General features: G+C 47.9%; 13 protein-coding genes. 10 read left to right on the top strand and 3 right to left on the bottom strand.

Annotation, left to right across the window (positions count from 1 at the left end):
• The first annotated feature begins 148 nt into the window (after positions 1–148).
• A complete protein-coding gene (locus SO_RS16260; RefSeq protein ID WP_238560492.1) occupies positions 149–1,891 on the top strand; it encodes a pilus assembly protein in 1,743 nt (580 codons plus the stop codon).
• Positions 1,892–1,913: 22 nt separating this feature from the next.
• On the top strand, positions 1,914–2,249 hold the full coding sequence (locus SO_RS16255; RefSeq protein WP_011073323.1) for a TapY2 family type IVa secretion system protein: 336 nt from the start codon (positions 1,914–1,916) through the stop codon (positions 2,247–2,249).
• Positions 2,250–2,376: 127 nt separating this feature from the next.
• On the opposite strand, the gene SO_RS16250 is transcribed toward SO_RS16255, so the two are convergent.
• Both SO_RS16250 and SO_RS16245 read right to left on the bottom strand, forming a co-directional pair.
• Positions 2,377–3,042 carry a DsbA family protein gene (locus SO_RS16250; RefSeq protein WP_011073322.1) on the bottom strand — a complete coding sequence of 222 codons (666 nt, stop codon included), beginning with the start codon at positions 3,040–3,042 and terminating at the stop codon, positions 2,377–2,379.
• Positions 3,043–3,153: 111 nt separating this feature from the next.
• The gene (locus SO_RS16245; protein ID WP_011073321.1) at positions 3,154–4,053 is read right to left on the bottom strand and encodes an MBL fold metallo-hydrolase; all 900 of its coding nucleotides are present in this window, start codon (positions 4,051–4,053) and stop codon (positions 3,154–3,156) included.
• Between the two features lie 198 nt (positions 4,054–4,251).
• Between SO_RS16245 and SO_RS16240 the strand changes: the two genes are divergently transcribed.
• Complete coding sequence (locus tag SO_RS16240) at positions 4,252–5,175, top strand: LysR family transcriptional regulator (protein WP_011073320.1); 924 nt, start codon at positions 4,252–4,254, stop codon at positions 5,173–5,175.
• Between the two features lie 126 nt (positions 5,176–5,301).
• Here the strand turns inward: SO_RS16240 and ettA are convergent, their stop codons facing one another.
• A complete protein-coding gene (gene ettA, locus SO_RS16235) occupies positions 5,302–6,969 on the bottom strand; it encodes an energy-dependent translational throttle protein EttA (protein ID WP_011073319.1) in 1,668 nt (555 codons plus the stop codon).
• A gap of 190 nt (positions 6,970–7,159) precedes the next feature.
• On the opposite strand from ettA, the gene glyA reads away from it, so the two are divergent.
• The 7 genes from glyA to nusB all read left to right on the top strand — a co-directional run bounded on the left by glyA (position 7,160) and on the right by nusB (position 13,142).
• Positions 7,160–8,413 carry a serine hydroxymethyltransferase gene (gene glyA, locus SO_RS16230; RefSeq protein WP_011073318.1) on the top strand — a complete coding sequence of 418 codons (1,254 nt, stop codon included), beginning with the start codon at positions 7,160–7,162 and terminating at the stop codon, positions 8,411–8,413.
• A 190-nt stretch (positions 8,414–8,603) separates the two neighbouring features.
• Positions 8,604–9,053: a transcriptional regulator NrdR gene (nrdR, locus tag SO_RS16225; RefSeq protein WP_011073317.1), complete on the top strand. Its 450-nt coding sequence runs from the start codon at positions 8,604–8,606 to the stop codon at positions 9,051–9,053.
• 73 nt (positions 9,054–9,126) lie between these two features.
• Entirely contained in the window at positions 9,127–10,272 is a 1,146-nt protein-coding gene (gene ribD / locus SO_RS16220) for a bifunctional diaminohydroxyphosphoribosylaminopyrimidine deaminase/5-amino-6-(5-phosphoribosylamino)uracil reductase RibD (protein ID WP_011073316.1), read from the top strand.
• A gap of 7 nt (positions 10,273–10,279) precedes the next feature.
• Positions 10,280–10,936 carry a riboflavin synthase gene (locus SO_RS16215; RefSeq protein ID WP_011073315.1) on the top strand — a complete coding sequence of 219 codons (657 nt, stop codon included), beginning with the start codon at positions 10,280–10,282 and terminating at the stop codon, positions 10,934–10,936.
• A gap of 66 nt (positions 10,937–11,002) precedes the next feature.
• Complete coding sequence (gene ribBA, locus SO_RS16210; RefSeq protein WP_011073314.1) at positions 11,003–12,106, top strand: bifunctional 3,4-dihydroxy-2-butanone-4-phosphate synthase/GTP cyclohydrolase II; 1,104 nt, start codon at positions 11,003–11,005, stop codon at positions 12,104–12,106.
• 140 nt (positions 12,107–12,246) lie between these two features.
• Positions 12,247–12,723: a 6,7-dimethyl-8-ribityllumazine synthase gene (gene ribH / locus SO_RS16205; protein ID WP_011073313.1), complete on the top strand. Its 477-nt coding sequence runs from the start codon at positions 12,247–12,249 to the stop codon at positions 12,721–12,723.
• Positions 12,724–12,737: 14 nt separating this feature from the next.
• The gene (nusB, locus tag SO_RS16200) at positions 12,738–13,142 is read left to right on the top strand and encodes a transcription antitermination factor NusB (protein ID WP_011073312.1); all 405 of its coding nucleotides are present in this window, start codon (positions 12,738–12,740) and stop codon (positions 13,140–13,142) included.
• The last annotated feature ends 28 nt before the right edge of the window (positions 13,143–13,170 follow it).

Below are 13,170 nucleotides of genomic sequence, written 5' to 3'. Positions count from 1 at the left end.
CAATATCAAAGCTGATGCGTGCTCCTATTGGACCTCGGCCGAAGAATGCGGAAGTAGTGGCGATGGTAATGATGTTAAGCGTGGTGGTGTATTAGCCGCGATGCAAGAGGCGAGTAGTCGCACCCTATACAGTAATTTAGGCAGTGGATTGAGCGCTTTTACTCTGTCAAATGCTTCTCGTAAAGCAGGTGGTAATGCGCGTTTAGCGACCTATATGGGCGTTGATGAAACGGAGCTCACTGGGCTGTTTGACTGGGCCAAAGGGATCGACGTTGATAACGATAAGAATCAGGACTTAACTGCCGCTAGTGGCGCAACCCCAAATTGGCGCACCGATATTATGGGAGATGCTTTACATTCCAAGCCCTTAGCACTGAATTTTGGTTCTGAAGCTAAACCCGATATCCGAATTCTTGTCGGGACTAACCATGGTTTCCTGCATATGTTTAAGGATAAAGGCGACAGCGTGTCTGAAGCTTGGGGATTTATGCCCTATGAGCTACTGCCGAATATTCGCGATTTGAAGGCGAATGCACCAACAGGGGTGCACTCCGTTTATGGTATTGATGGCTCGCCCGTTGCTTATACCAAAATGCAGGGAAAACGTATTGAAAAGGCATGGGTATTTGTGGGAATGCGCCGTGGTGGCAATGCGTATTACGCCCTCGATGTGACCAGCCCCGATAACCCCAGTTTTATGTGGAGGATTGATGCAAGCTCACCCGGTATGGGTGAGTTAGGGCAATCCTGGTCGACGCCTGTGGTGACGACAATCCCCAGTGCCACTGGCGATAAGCCAGTATTGATTTTTGGTGGCGGATATTCCCCTTCAACTAAAGATGGCGCTGAGATTGGCACTGATGACAGCCGTGGCCGTGGCGTATTTATTGTCGATGCGCAAACCGGCAGTTTAATCCATCAATTTGGCGGCAGCGGGGCGAACACCCCATTGCCCGGTATTGCTAATAGTATTCCGAGCAGTGTTGCTGTATTGGACGGCAATGGCGATGGCCTTACGGATAGGATTTATGCCACTGATATACAAGGTAATGTGTGGCGGATGGACATGCCTTCTGCGAATACTTCGACTTGGTCAGGATTTAAATTCGCTGCATTAGGGGATAAGAGTTCGGTTGCGGGCGATCGGCGATTTTTTTCTGGGCCAATAGTGGCGCAAACCTTGATTTCCAATACCTTTGAGCTGACTAAAGTCGTTAATGGAAAATCGACCAAAGTGGTCACGTCACAGAATATTCCTTACGACGCAATTGTTATAGGCAGTGGTCATAGGGCCAAACCAAGTGATGTGTCTCGCTCGGATATGTTTTTTACATTGCAAGATAGAAACATTGTGACCCAATCATTCCAAGGTAAGTCGAATCAAAAGCCTGTGCCTAAAACGCTGCAACTAAGTGACTTATATGATGTCACGGCAGCGGCGCCAAGCGATCAAGCCAGCGAGATAGCCTTTGGTCAAAAACGCGGTTGGTACTATAACTTCTCTCGTAAAGGCGAAAAGAGCCTTTCGTCCGCGACCATAGTCGGGGGGGAAGTATATTTCACCAGTTTTGTGCCCGGTAGTGATGGCTCGGTGAATCAATGCTTGAGTTCGGGTAAGGGGTATCTCTATAAAAAGAATTTACACAGGGGCACTCGTGGTTACAAAACGGATTATTTATATGCAGGCGAACTGGTACTGGATACGCCGCAGTTGGTGATCCCGCCCGCCGAGCAGCCTAAGGACCCGAATGCCAAAGTACCAACGCCAGATATGTTTTTGATTGGTATCGGTAATGCGGCGCCAGATGAAGCGACATGTGAAAGTGGTAACCCTAAATGTATAGGTGGCGGGCCAACAACGAACAAAATTTATTATTACATCAGTCAATGATGTAAAGAGTTAACGAGTTGAGATGAGTAATGGCCTTATGATGAAATACGGTACTGTCTGTTTGTTGCTGCTCTGGGTACTCCAATGGTCAGCGATGGCGGCAGAAAATGAGAAGCGACAGGATTACAAATGCTATTTAGAAACTAATCAAGGATTTAAGTTGATGCGTTTCTCGTGGTTTGAATCTAAAGTCAATGAGTATCTGCTTACCTTGCCCGGGACTCAGCTACCGCGTTTACCTCGGGATAAGCCGATTCCACTCTATGCGAAAGCAGTACTTGAGTGTGTAAAAATGAGTGAGTCTTTTACGCTCGAAGAGGCAAAGCAAGCCGAGCTTGCGCCCGAAAATCAAGGTTAACATGGAGAAGTTTTTTCTTTACGGTCTTCAGACGTTCCGATGGGATAAATCATGTATCGACTTATCCCATCGTGTTAAGCGTTAATGCATAAAACTTAAGGGTGCTACGCTCGTTAAAATGTCTGTGTTAAGACACCTGTTCATTCAGATACACAAGCCACTCACTCGGATGACCGTAAAAACGACTGTGATTGAGTAAACGCAGATTTTCTTCACTTGTCGCGAGTGCCACTGAAGGGAAGCCTTGGGCACCCAGCTGATTCATCAGCGCCCGTGATGCCAAAATGTGCTGGTAAAACGCGTCTTCATTTTGGGCAAATTCCTTCGCAAAGGCTGCGCCATCTAATCCCATTTTTTCCGCCAAAACCTGTAGGTTAGGTTCATCACTGGCGCATTTGCCATCGCGATAATGGGCGAGTTGTACTGCATGTAGGTAAGCTAAATCGTTACCCCCTAAGGCATAAACGGCAAGCATAGCTCTAATGGGGGGCGCAGAATCCAGTACAATGCTGGTATCACGTAATAAGCCCTCATAGTAGTTTTCACCAAAGGCTTGCCCTGTTAACGCAGCGATGCGTTGGTCATGGGGCATGACATAATCGCGCCATTGGCTATCAATCTGTTTGCGCCTTGGGCCAGTGAGCATGCCACCGGCGTGGAGTGTTATCTCAAACCCAGCATTAGCTGCGGCGTCCAAGAGTGGCGCGGCCGCATAACACCAACCGCATAATGGGTCGATAATGGCATGTAACACGGCCTTAGCTTTCATGCTGGTATTGATAGTTGGGTTCATTGCAATTATTCCTACAAAAACAGTCTTTTGTTCTGGCTTTTGGCTTAAGGGCTAGCCTAAGCACGAATGTCAGATTGAATGGGACATGGAGATATCCATGTCCCTATTCGCTTACATTGGCCAGCGCATTTCGCCCATGTAAACTTTGGCACTGATCTCAAGCCCTGCATCCGTGGGGATTTGTGGATAAAGTGCGAGCATCTTAGCGATTAAATCTGCAGAATCTTTTGCTGTTTTAGCAGCCTTTTCAAAGGCATTAATATAATCGCGGGTAAAGGCTATCGCACGGCTATCAAATCGAGCTTTGCCGAGGTAATGGCCTGGGATCACCGTTTTGGGGGATAAGGTTTCCATCTTTTCTAAATGGGTTAACCAAGCTTGGCGCGATTCAATACTTTGGGTATCTGCCATCCACACATGGGTGTTATCAAACACTTCAACGCCACCGGTAATGGTTTTAGCCGACGGTATCCACAGGAAGGTATGCTTAGGGTGAGCATCGTTTAGCCCTTCAATCAGCACTTGTTCGCCATCGATACTGAAACTATTGGTGGTCACTACCTTTGGCAGTACTAATTTGCTCGGGGCATTGTCTTTTAGTATCGGTCCCCAATAGGCCAGTTTGCCTGCCATTGAGGCTTTAATGTCATCCACTGTGGTCTGAGTCGCGACCACCTCGACCTCGGGGAAGTTCTGTTTAATCACATCCAGTCCAAAGTAAAAATCCGGATCGCTATGGCTGATATAGACCAAGGTAAGCTTTTTACCGCTGGCTTTAATGGTGTCGACTAAGGTTTGAGCATCATTTTTTTGAAACTGTGCATCGACCAGCATCATTTCATGCTCGCCGCTGATAAAGCTTGAAGACACGGCAAAAATGCTGTTTTCACTCGGATTAAAATGGCTTACTTGCAAAGGTGCAGCCTCTGCTGCGCCAATTCCCGCAACTAACATGACGGCAGCTAATTGGGGTTTAAAAGCAATCTTGCTTTGGCGATTCAGTAATTTCATTTTGTACTCACTTATTTTTCAAATTGGGATTTGTTGATTTGCACTACTGCAAAAGTGAGCTTAGTTTAGGTTGCAAAAAACGTTAGATAAACACGGAAACTTGCACTTGTTTGTTGCATAATTCGGGTTAATTGGCATTTCAACGGGTGTAAAAGCCCAATACTCAGTGCTTGGCGCTGAATGCAATAGGTGGAAACCATGGATAGACTCGAGGCGGCAAAGGTGTTTGTAACTATTGTGGAACGTGGCAGCATGATTGGTGCCGCTGAGGTTTTAGATATGTCTCGCTCTATGGTGACCCGATATTTAAGCGAGATGGAGGAATGGTCAGGCGCACGTTTACTGCACCGCTCCACAAGACGTTTGAGTCTAACCAGTGCGGGCGAACAAGTGCTCGATTATTGCCAGCGTTTACTTGAATTAGCACAGGAAGTCCCCGCCGTTAGTCATGCCCAAAGTGCCCAACCTCGAGGGTTACTGCGGATCAGCTGCTCGCAATTTATGGCGCATCTCATTCTTCCCACGGTTGTGCGCCCCTATTTAGCCCAATACCCGCAGGCGAGTGTGAACTTTCATGTTAGTAGCCAAACCGTTGATCTAGTGGCCGAGCGTATCGATATGGCGATTAGGATCACCAATGAGCTCGATCCGAGTTTAATCGCTAGGCGCTTAGGGGAATGTGAATCCGTGGTCTGCGCTGCGCCTCGATACCTTGCAAGTCATTCACCCATCATTCAGCCCGAGGATTTAACTCGGCATAACTGTTTAACCTATTCTTATTTTGGCGATGTGATGTGGCGTTTTACCCAAATAAATCATTTAGTCACTCATCCTGACGGCAAATCAGCGGGGCAGCAATTTAATATCCCCGTAAAAGGTAACTTAAGTGCCAATGATTCTATGGTGGTACTAAACGCCACCTTGGCGGGCGAGGGGATTGCGATGCAGCCCGTGTGGGCGGTGAAGTCTTACTTAAACTCTGGTGAGTTGGTGCCTTTACTTCGCGATTTTAAGCCCCAGTCGTTAGGTGTGTATGGCGTTTATCAATCCCGTAAACATATGCAGCCTACATTAAGGGTTATGATGGATATGCTGGTGGCCTACTTTGCCAGCAGTAGATAGTGCCAGCATGAAAATAGTGTCAGCCTGAAATAGTAGAAAATCCACGCCCTAAATTCAATGCAATAAAAAGGAGGTTAACCCTTTCGAGTTAACCTCCTTAGATACACGCTTGCCTAGATTCTAGATCTATTTCGTCATGCGTTTGTATTTTAGGCGGTGCGGCTCAACCACATCGGCGCCATAGGTGTTCTTCAACCACGCCGAGTACTCGGTGTAGTTACCTTCGTAGAAGTTCACTTGACCTTCGTCGCGATAGTCTAGAATGTGGGTCGCGATACGGTCTAGGAACCAACGGTCGTGCGAGATCACCATAGCGCAGCCAGGGAATTCGAGAATCGCTTCCTCCAGTGCGCGCAGGGTTTCAACGTCTAAGTCGTTAGTTGGTTCGTCGAGGAGCAGTACGTTACCGCCAGCCTGCAACAGTTTTGCTAAGTGAACACGGTTACGCTCACCGCCTGATAATGTGCCGATAATCTTTTGCTGATCACCACCACGGAAGTTAAAGCGGCCGACATAGGCGCGGCTTGGGATTTCCATGTTGTTGATGCGCATGATGTCTTGACCACCGGAGATTTCTTGCCAAATGGTGTTTTTGTCATTCATCGAATCACGGAACTGTTCAACCGACGCCAATTGCACGGTTTCACCTAGTTCAATGCTGCCGCTATCGGGTTGTTCGCTGCCTGAAAGCATGCGGAATAGGGTTGATTTACCCGCGCCGTTGGCACCGATAATACCGACGATAGCGCCTTTAGGTACAGAGAAGGACAGGTTATCGATCAATACGCGATCACCATAGGACTTAGTTAAGTTGTTAACTTCAATGACCTTGTCACCTAAACGCGGTCCTGGTGGAATAAACAGCTCGTTAGTTTCGTTACGTTTTTGGTAATCGTTAGTGTTCAGTTCTTCAAAGCGCGCCATACGGGCCTTGCCTTTAGACTGACGGCCTTTCGCACCTTGGCGAACCCATTCTAATTCTTTCGCAATGGTCTTTTGACGGGCGCTTTCTGCGGCTGATTCCTGCTTTAAGCGGGCATCTTTTTGCTCAAGCCATGAAGAGTAGTTGCCTTCCCATGGGATACCCTCACCACGGTCAAGTTCTAAAATCCAGCCTGCAGCATTGTCGAGGAAGTAACGGTCGTGGGTAATTGCCACCACTGTGCCGGCATATTCCTGCAGGAAGTGCTCGAGCCACGCCACCGATTCGGCATCCAAGTGGTTGGTGGGTTCATCGAGCAGCAGCATCTCTGGTTTTTCCAGCAGCAGACGACAAATTGCTACACGGCGGCGCTCACCACCTGATAGCACTTCGATTTTTTCATCCCAATCAGGCAGACGCAGTGCGTTAGCTGCACGCTCAAGGATATTATCCAGATTGTGCGCGTCCTGTGCCTGAATAATTGCTTCAAGTTCGCCTTGCTCTTTGGCAAGTGCGTCGAAGTCTGCATCGGGCTCTGCATAGGCGGCATAGACTTCGTCTAAGCGTTTGAGGGCATTTTTGGCTTCAGAAACTGCTTCTTCAATCGCTTCACGCACGGTTTGATTCGGATCGAGCTTAGGTTCCTGTGGCAGGTAACCAATCTTCAACCCTGGCATAGGGCGCGCTTCACCCTCAATCTCAGTATCAATACCGGCCATAATGCGCAGTAGGGTTGATTTACCTGAACCGTTAAGACCTAACACACCGATCTTAGCGCCGGGGAAAAAGCTTAAGGAAATGTCTTTAAGGATCTGCTTCTTAGGCGGAACAACCTTGCCCACCCGCAACATGCTGTAAACAAACTGAGCCATTTTTCTGCATCTATAAGTGACTAATGATGCGGCTAATTCTACTCGATTGCGCGCCGAACTCAACTCGGCATTGAGGTGCATTCAAGTTAAAACTGTAGGATTTTCATGTTTCAGAGACTGGGATTGTCAACTCGTTACGAGTAGAATACCGCGCAACCCTACCTATAAGAATTAGCCGCTGGAGTAAGCAATGCTGAAAAAAGATATGAATATCGCAGATTATGATCCGGAACTGTTCAACGCAATTCAGAACGAAACTCTGCGTCAAGAAGAGCATATTGAGCTGATTGCTTCTGAAAACTACACCAGTCCACGCGTGATGCAAGCACAAGGTTCACAATTAACCAACAAGTACGCCGAAGGTTATCCTGGCAAGCGTTACTACGGTGGTTGTGAGTATGTGGACGTAGTTGAAACCTTAGCGATTGAGCGTGCAAAACAACTGTTTGGTGCGACTTACGCAAACGTACAACCTCACTCAGGTTCTCAAGCAAACAGCGCCGTTTATATGGCATTGTTAAAACCAGGCGATACCGTTTTAGGGATGAATTTAGCCCACGGTGGTCACTTGACCCACGGTTCACCTGTAAACTTCTCAGGTAGACTGTACAACATCATTCCTTACGGTATCGATGAATCAGGCAAAATCGACTATGACGAAATGGAACGTCTGGCCGTAGAACACAAACCTAAGATGATGATCGGTGGTTTCTCTGCTTACTCAGGTATTGTTGACTGGGCAAGAATGCGCGAAATTGCAGACAAAATCGGTGCTTATCTGTTCGTTGATATGGCGCACGTAGCGGGTCTTATTGCTGCTGGCGTGTATCCAAACCCTGTGCCACACGCTCACGTTGTGACTTCAACGACCCACAAGACCTTAGCGGGTCCTCGTGGTGGTATCATCCTGTCTGCTGCCGATGATGAAGAGCTATACAAGAAGCTAAACTCTGCGGTATTCCCTGGCGGTCAAGGTGGTCCTTTGATGCACGTTATCGCGGGTAAAGCGGTTGCCTTCAAAGAAGCTCTAGAGCCAGAATTCAAAACCTACCAACAGCAAGTGGTTAATAATGCTAAAGCTATGGTTGAAGTGTTCCTTGAGCGCGGTTACAAAATCGTCTCTGGCGGAACCAGCAACCACTTAATGCTAGTTGACCTGATTGGTCGTGACTTGACCGGTAAAGAAGCCGATGCCGCCTTAGGCAGCGCTAACATTACCGTGAATAAAAACTCAGTGCCGAATGACCCTCGTTCACCATTCGTGACTTCTGGTGTACGTATCGGTACCCCTGCGATTACGCGCCGTGGCTTTAAAGAAGCCGAAGCGAAACAATTAACTGGTTGGATCTGTGACATCCTCGACGATGCCCATAATCCTGCGGTCATCGAGCGCGTAAAAGGCCAAGTATTGGCACTGTGCGCTCGTTTCCCTGTTTACGGTTAACCTGTTAATTTTATGGGACTGAGTCTAACAACCATCAGGTAGTTAACCTCAGCCCATAAATAGGATAAAATCCCATGGCCGCTTTAAGCGGCCATTTTTATTGCTAAAATCGTAGACTTAAACCAAACGAGTTAATCTTAGATAGCATCGTAAAGCCAAAGGTTATACCCCATTCACGGCAGGAGGCTCAATGCATTGTCCATTTTGCAGCGCGACAGATACCAAAGTGATCGATTCCCGATTAGTGGCGGAAGGCCATCAAGTGCGTCGCCGTCGAGAATGCACCGAATGCCACGAACGATTCACCACCTTCGAAGGTGCCGAATTAGTGATGCCACGGGTGATTAAACGTGATGGCACGCGCCAACCCTTCGATGAAGAAAAATTGCAAGCGGGCATGTTGCGTGCGGTCGAAAAGCGCCCCGTCTCCATGGATGAAATCGAGCAGGCCTTAAGTAAAATTAAATCGACACTACGGGCTACTGGCGAGCGTGAAGTGCCTTCAGAGATGATAGGTAACTTGATGATGGAGCAGTTAATGAGCCTAGATAAAGTCGCCTACATTCGTTTCGCATCGGTTTATCGCGCCTTTGAGGATGTCTCCGAATTCGGTGAGGCGATTGCTAAGCTGCAAAAATAGTTTTTGATAGCATCTGGTTAAAGTGTGTAGCAATGCGCTAAAAGCGGATGACTCAAAATATCATAGGGTTTATATGAATTGGTCAGTACTCGATAACCAAATGATGAGCCGAGCTATTCAATTGGCTCGCAAAGGATTTTATACCACTCGCCCCAATCCCAGTGTGGGCTGCGTTATCGTTAACGATAACCAGATTGTCGGTGAAGGTTATCATCAAAAAGCCGGAGAGCCCCACGCTGAAGTGCATGCGCTGCGCATGGCTGGCGAGCTTGCCCGTGGCGCGACTGCTTATGTCACCTTAGAACCCTGCAGCCATTATGGTCGTACGCCGCCCTGCGCCTTGGCGCTGATCAATATTGGTGTAAAGCGGGTGGTGGTGGCGGTTGAAGATCCTAATCCGCAGGTCGGCGGGCGCGGTATTCAAATGCTGCGCGATGCGGGTATTCAAGTGGATGTGGGCTTGCATCGTGATGAGGCCTATGCCTTAAATCTTGGTTTTATGAAGCGCATGGAGTCGGGTCTACCTTGGGTGACGGTAAAGCTTGCCGCGAGTCTTGATGGTAAAACTGCGTTATCAAACGGGGTGTCTAAATGGATCACTGGCCCTGAAGCTCGCCGCGATGTGCAGCGCTTAAGATTACGATCCTGCGCGCTGATCACGGGGATTGAAACGGTACTGGCCGATGATCCATCGCTCAATGTGCGCTACTCAGAGCTTGGCAGTTTAAGAGCGCAATTGAGTGAGTCGCAGGTTTTACAGCCGCTGCGAGTGGTTTTGGACAGTCGCGCCCGCATGCCTATCACGGCAGCATTGTTTGCGATTGAATCACCCATTTTATTAGTCTCGACAGTGAGCTATTCGTCAGACTTTATGGTGCAATTACCCGCCCATGTGACTTGCCTCCAATTACCAGCCATTGAGGGTCGAATCTCCTTGTCTGCACTATTAAGCTATTTAGGCAAAAGCTGTAATCAGGTGCTTATCGAAGCGGGCGCGACTTTAGCTGGCGCCTTTATCGGCTCAGGATTAGCCGATGAATTAGTGCTTTATCAAGCGATGAAAATCCTTGGCGGCCAAGGACGTAATCTACTTGAATTACCCGATTATCAAATGATGGCCGATATTCCGACCCTCAAATTGGTCGACGAGCGTAAAGTGGGCGCGGATACGCGCTTCACCTTGAGGCTCGAGTCCAATCCATCTTTAGCGAATAAGTGAGTTAACCATGTTTACTGGGATTATTGAGGCCGTTGGTACACTGCGAAAGCTTGAGCGTAAAGGCGATGATATTCGCTTAACGGTCGCCAGTGGCAAACTGGATTTAACCGATGTGCGTTTAGGCGACAGTATCGCCACCAACGGTGTATGTTTGACCGTGGTTCAACAGTTAGCCGATGGCTATGTGGCTGATGTGTCAGCTGAAACCGTCAGCCTTACAGGTTTTGCAAACTATAAAGTGGGTACTAAGGTCAATCTTGAAAAGGCCGTCACCCCAACTACTCGTTTAGGCGGCCATATGGTGAGTGGTCATGTGGATGGGATTGCTACTGTTGAGCAGCGTCTTGCTCGTGGTCAAGCAATCGAATTTTGGTTAGCGGCTCCCACGGAGCTTGCTCGCTATATTGCCCATAAAGGTTCTATCACGATTGATGGCGTGAGCCTGACAGTAAACGAAGTCGATGGACACCGTTTTCGATTAACGATTGTGCCCCATACTGCAGGTGAAACCACGTTGGTGGATTTAAAAGCAGGCGATAAGGTCAATATTGAAGTGGACTTAATTGCCCGTTATTTAGAGCGTTTAATGCGTTTTGACAGCAAAGAAACCCAAGGCGGAGGGGTGACCATGGAAATGTTAGCCCGTGCTGGCTTTGTGCGTTAGTACACTGGCACTCAGTTCACTTAGGTATAGAATTCATAACAACAGTCACATTATAAAGGTCCTACAATGGCGCTGCACAGTATAGAAGAGATCATCGAGGATATTCGTCAAGGCAAAATGGTTATTTTGATGGATGACGAGGACAGAGAAAACGAAGGCGATCTGATTTTGGCGGCCGAAATGGTGACGCCAGAAGCGATTAACTTTATGGCGAAATACGGCCGCGGGTTAATCTGCCAAACGATGACCAAGGCCCGTTGCCAGCAGTTAAATCTGCCCTTGATGGTAACCAATAACAATGCGCAGTTCTCGACCAACTTTACGGTATCGATTGAAGCTGCCGAAGGCGTAACCACAGGGATTTCGGCCCACGATCGCGCTGTAACCGTTAAAGCGGCCGTAGCAAAAGATGCTAAAGCGTCGGACTTAGTTCAGCCTGGGCATATCTTCCCGTTAATGGCGCAGGATGGTGGCGTATTAACCCGCGCAGGTCACACTGAAGCGGGCTGTGATTTAGCCCGTTTAGCAGGGCTTGAACCATCGGGGGTGATTGTTGAAATTTTGAACGAAGACGGCACTATGGCCCGTCGCCCAGATTTAGAGATTTTCTCTGAAAAACATGGCATTAAAATCGGCACTATTGCGGCCCTGATTGAATACCGTAATACCAAAGAAACGACCGTTGTGCGTGAAGCCAAATGCAAACTGCCAACCCGTTTCGGTGAGTTCGATATGGTGACCTTTAGGGATACTATCGACAATCAATTGCACTTTGCCTTAGTGAAAGGCGAGGTGAAGCCTGACTGTTTAGTACGGGTACATTTACAGAATACCTTTAACGATCTACTTCACTCTGAGCGTGATCAGCAACGTAGCTGGCCGCTCGAAAAAGCGATGGCGCGGATTTCTGCCGAAGGTGGTGTATTAGTACTGCTTGGCAATCAGGAACATTCCAGTGAAATCCTCGCCAAAGTCAAAGCCTTTGAAGCGGAAGATCAAGGTCAGACCCCAGTATCGGCTAAATGGCAAGGCACCTCACGCCGTGTAGGTGTGGGTTCGCAAATCCTCGCCAGTTTAGGCGTGACAAAAATGCGACTCTTAAGCTCGCCCAAACGTTATCACTCACTTTCAGGCTTTGGCCTTGAAGTGACCGAATGCGTAGCTGAGTAACAGGTTAAGCTTGTAATAGGTTGCACTAAGGTAAAATTAACCATTTCTATCATTTGCATAAGGCCGCGGGCAATTGACTGTGGTATCATGTCGCCACTTTTCGCCCAGAGCTGGGTGCTTTAGCTAAATTAGGTAAGAAAATGAACGTAGTTCAAGGTAATATCGAAGCGAAGAATGCCAAAGTTGCGATTGTAATTTCGCGTTTTAACAGCTTTTTAGTCGAAAGCCTGCTTGAAGGTGCACTTGACACGCTGAAACGTTTTGGCCAAGTCAGTGATGAAAACATCACTGTTGTCCGTGTACCTGGTGCGGTTGAGTTACCGCTGGCTGCACGTCGTGTTGCCGCAAGTGGTAAGTTTGACGGTATTATTGCACTTGGTGCGGTAATCCGTGGTGGTACCCCTCACTTTGATTTTGTTGCAGGCGAATGTAACAAAGGTCTGGCTCAAATTGCATTAGAGTTCGATCTGCCCGTTGCTTTCGGTGTATTGACTACAGATACCATTGAACAAGCTATTGAGCGTTCAGGTACTAAAGCGGGTAACAAAGGCGGCGAAGCTGCTCTAAGCTTGCTTGAAATGGTCAACGTTCTGCAACAGCTTGAACAACAGTTGTAATAGTAGGAAAAATAATGAAGCCTTCTGAGCGCCGCAAGGCCCGCCGTTTAGCCGTTCAAGCCATCTATTCATGGCAACTAAGCGGGAATAATATTGCCGATGTCGAGCATGAGTTTTTAACTGAACAGAGTCTCGATGGTGTAGACGTAGCTTATTTTCGTGAGCTATTTGCAGGCGTTGCAACTAAGAAAACCCAACTGGATGAGTTGATCATTCCACACTTAGATCGCCCCATTGATGAGGTGTCTCCAGTGGAGAAAGCCATAGTACGCTTAGCGGCCTATGAGCTGACTTTCCGTAAAGATGTGCCATTTAAAGTTGCCATTAACGAGGCGATTGAATTGGCTAAAGCTTTCGGTGCGGATGAAAGCCATAAGTTTGTTAATGGATTACTCGACAAACTGGTTGCACGTAAGTAATAAGGACAAACGGTATCTTAGGATACCG

Origin of the sequence: Shewanella oneidensis MR-1, from assembly GCF_000146165.2 — a bacterium.
Lineage (GTDB): Bacteria > Pseudomonadota > Gammaproteobacteria > Enterobacterales > Shewanellaceae > Shewanella > Shewanella oneidensis.
Note: the sequence above shows the minus strand (reverse complement) of the source record. Positions and strands in the feature narration are given on the sequence as shown.

What these genes read in the sequence shown, in the direction of transcription:
- nusB (WP_011073312.1), top strand. Translation starts at nt 12,738, where the DNA reads ATGAAGCCTTCTGAGCGCCGCAAGGCCCGCCGTTTAGCCGTTCAAGCC.
- ettA (WP_011073319.1), bottom strand. Translation starts at nt 6,969, where the DNA reads ATGGCTCAGTTTGTTTACAGCATGTTGCGGGTGGGCAAGGTTGTTCCG.
- SO_RS16240 (WP_011073320.1), top strand. Translation starts at nt 4,252, where the DNA reads ATGGATAGACTCGAGGCGGCAAAGGTGTTTGTAACTATTGTGGAACGT.
- SO_RS16215 (WP_011073315.1), top strand. Translation starts at nt 10,280, where the DNA reads ATGTTTACTGGGATTATTGAGGCCGTTGGTACACTGCGAAAGCTTGAG.
- SO_RS16250 (WP_011073322.1), bottom strand. Translation starts at nt 3,042, where the DNA reads ATGAACCCAACTATCAATACCAGCATGAAAGCTAAGGCCGTGTTACAT.
- ribBA (WP_011073314.1), top strand. Translation starts at nt 11,003, where the DNA reads ATGGCGCTGCACAGTATAGAAGAGATCATCGAGGATATTCGTCAAGGC.
- SO_RS16255 (WP_011073323.1), top strand. Translation starts at nt 1,914, where the DNA reads ATGAGTAATGGCCTTATGATGAAATACGGTACTGTCTGTTTGTTGCTG.
- nrdR (WP_011073317.1), top strand. Translation starts at nt 8,604, where the DNA reads ATGCATTGTCCATTTTGCAGCGCGACAGATACCAAAGTGATCGATTCC.
- ribH (WP_011073313.1), top strand. Translation starts at nt 12,247, where the DNA reads ATGAACGTAGTTCAAGGTAATATCGAAGCGAAGAATGCCAAAGTTGCG.
- ribD (WP_011073316.1), top strand. Translation starts at nt 9,127, where the DNA reads ATGAATTGGTCAGTACTCGATAACCAAATGATGAGCCGAGCTATTCAA.
- glyA (WP_011073318.1), top strand. Translation starts at nt 7,160, where the DNA reads ATGCTGAAAAAAGATATGAATATCGCAGATTATGATCCGGAACTGTTC.
- SO_RS16245 (WP_011073321.1), bottom strand. Translation starts at nt 4,053, where the DNA reads ATGAAATTACTGAATCGCCAAAGCAAGATTGCTTTTAAACCCCAATTA.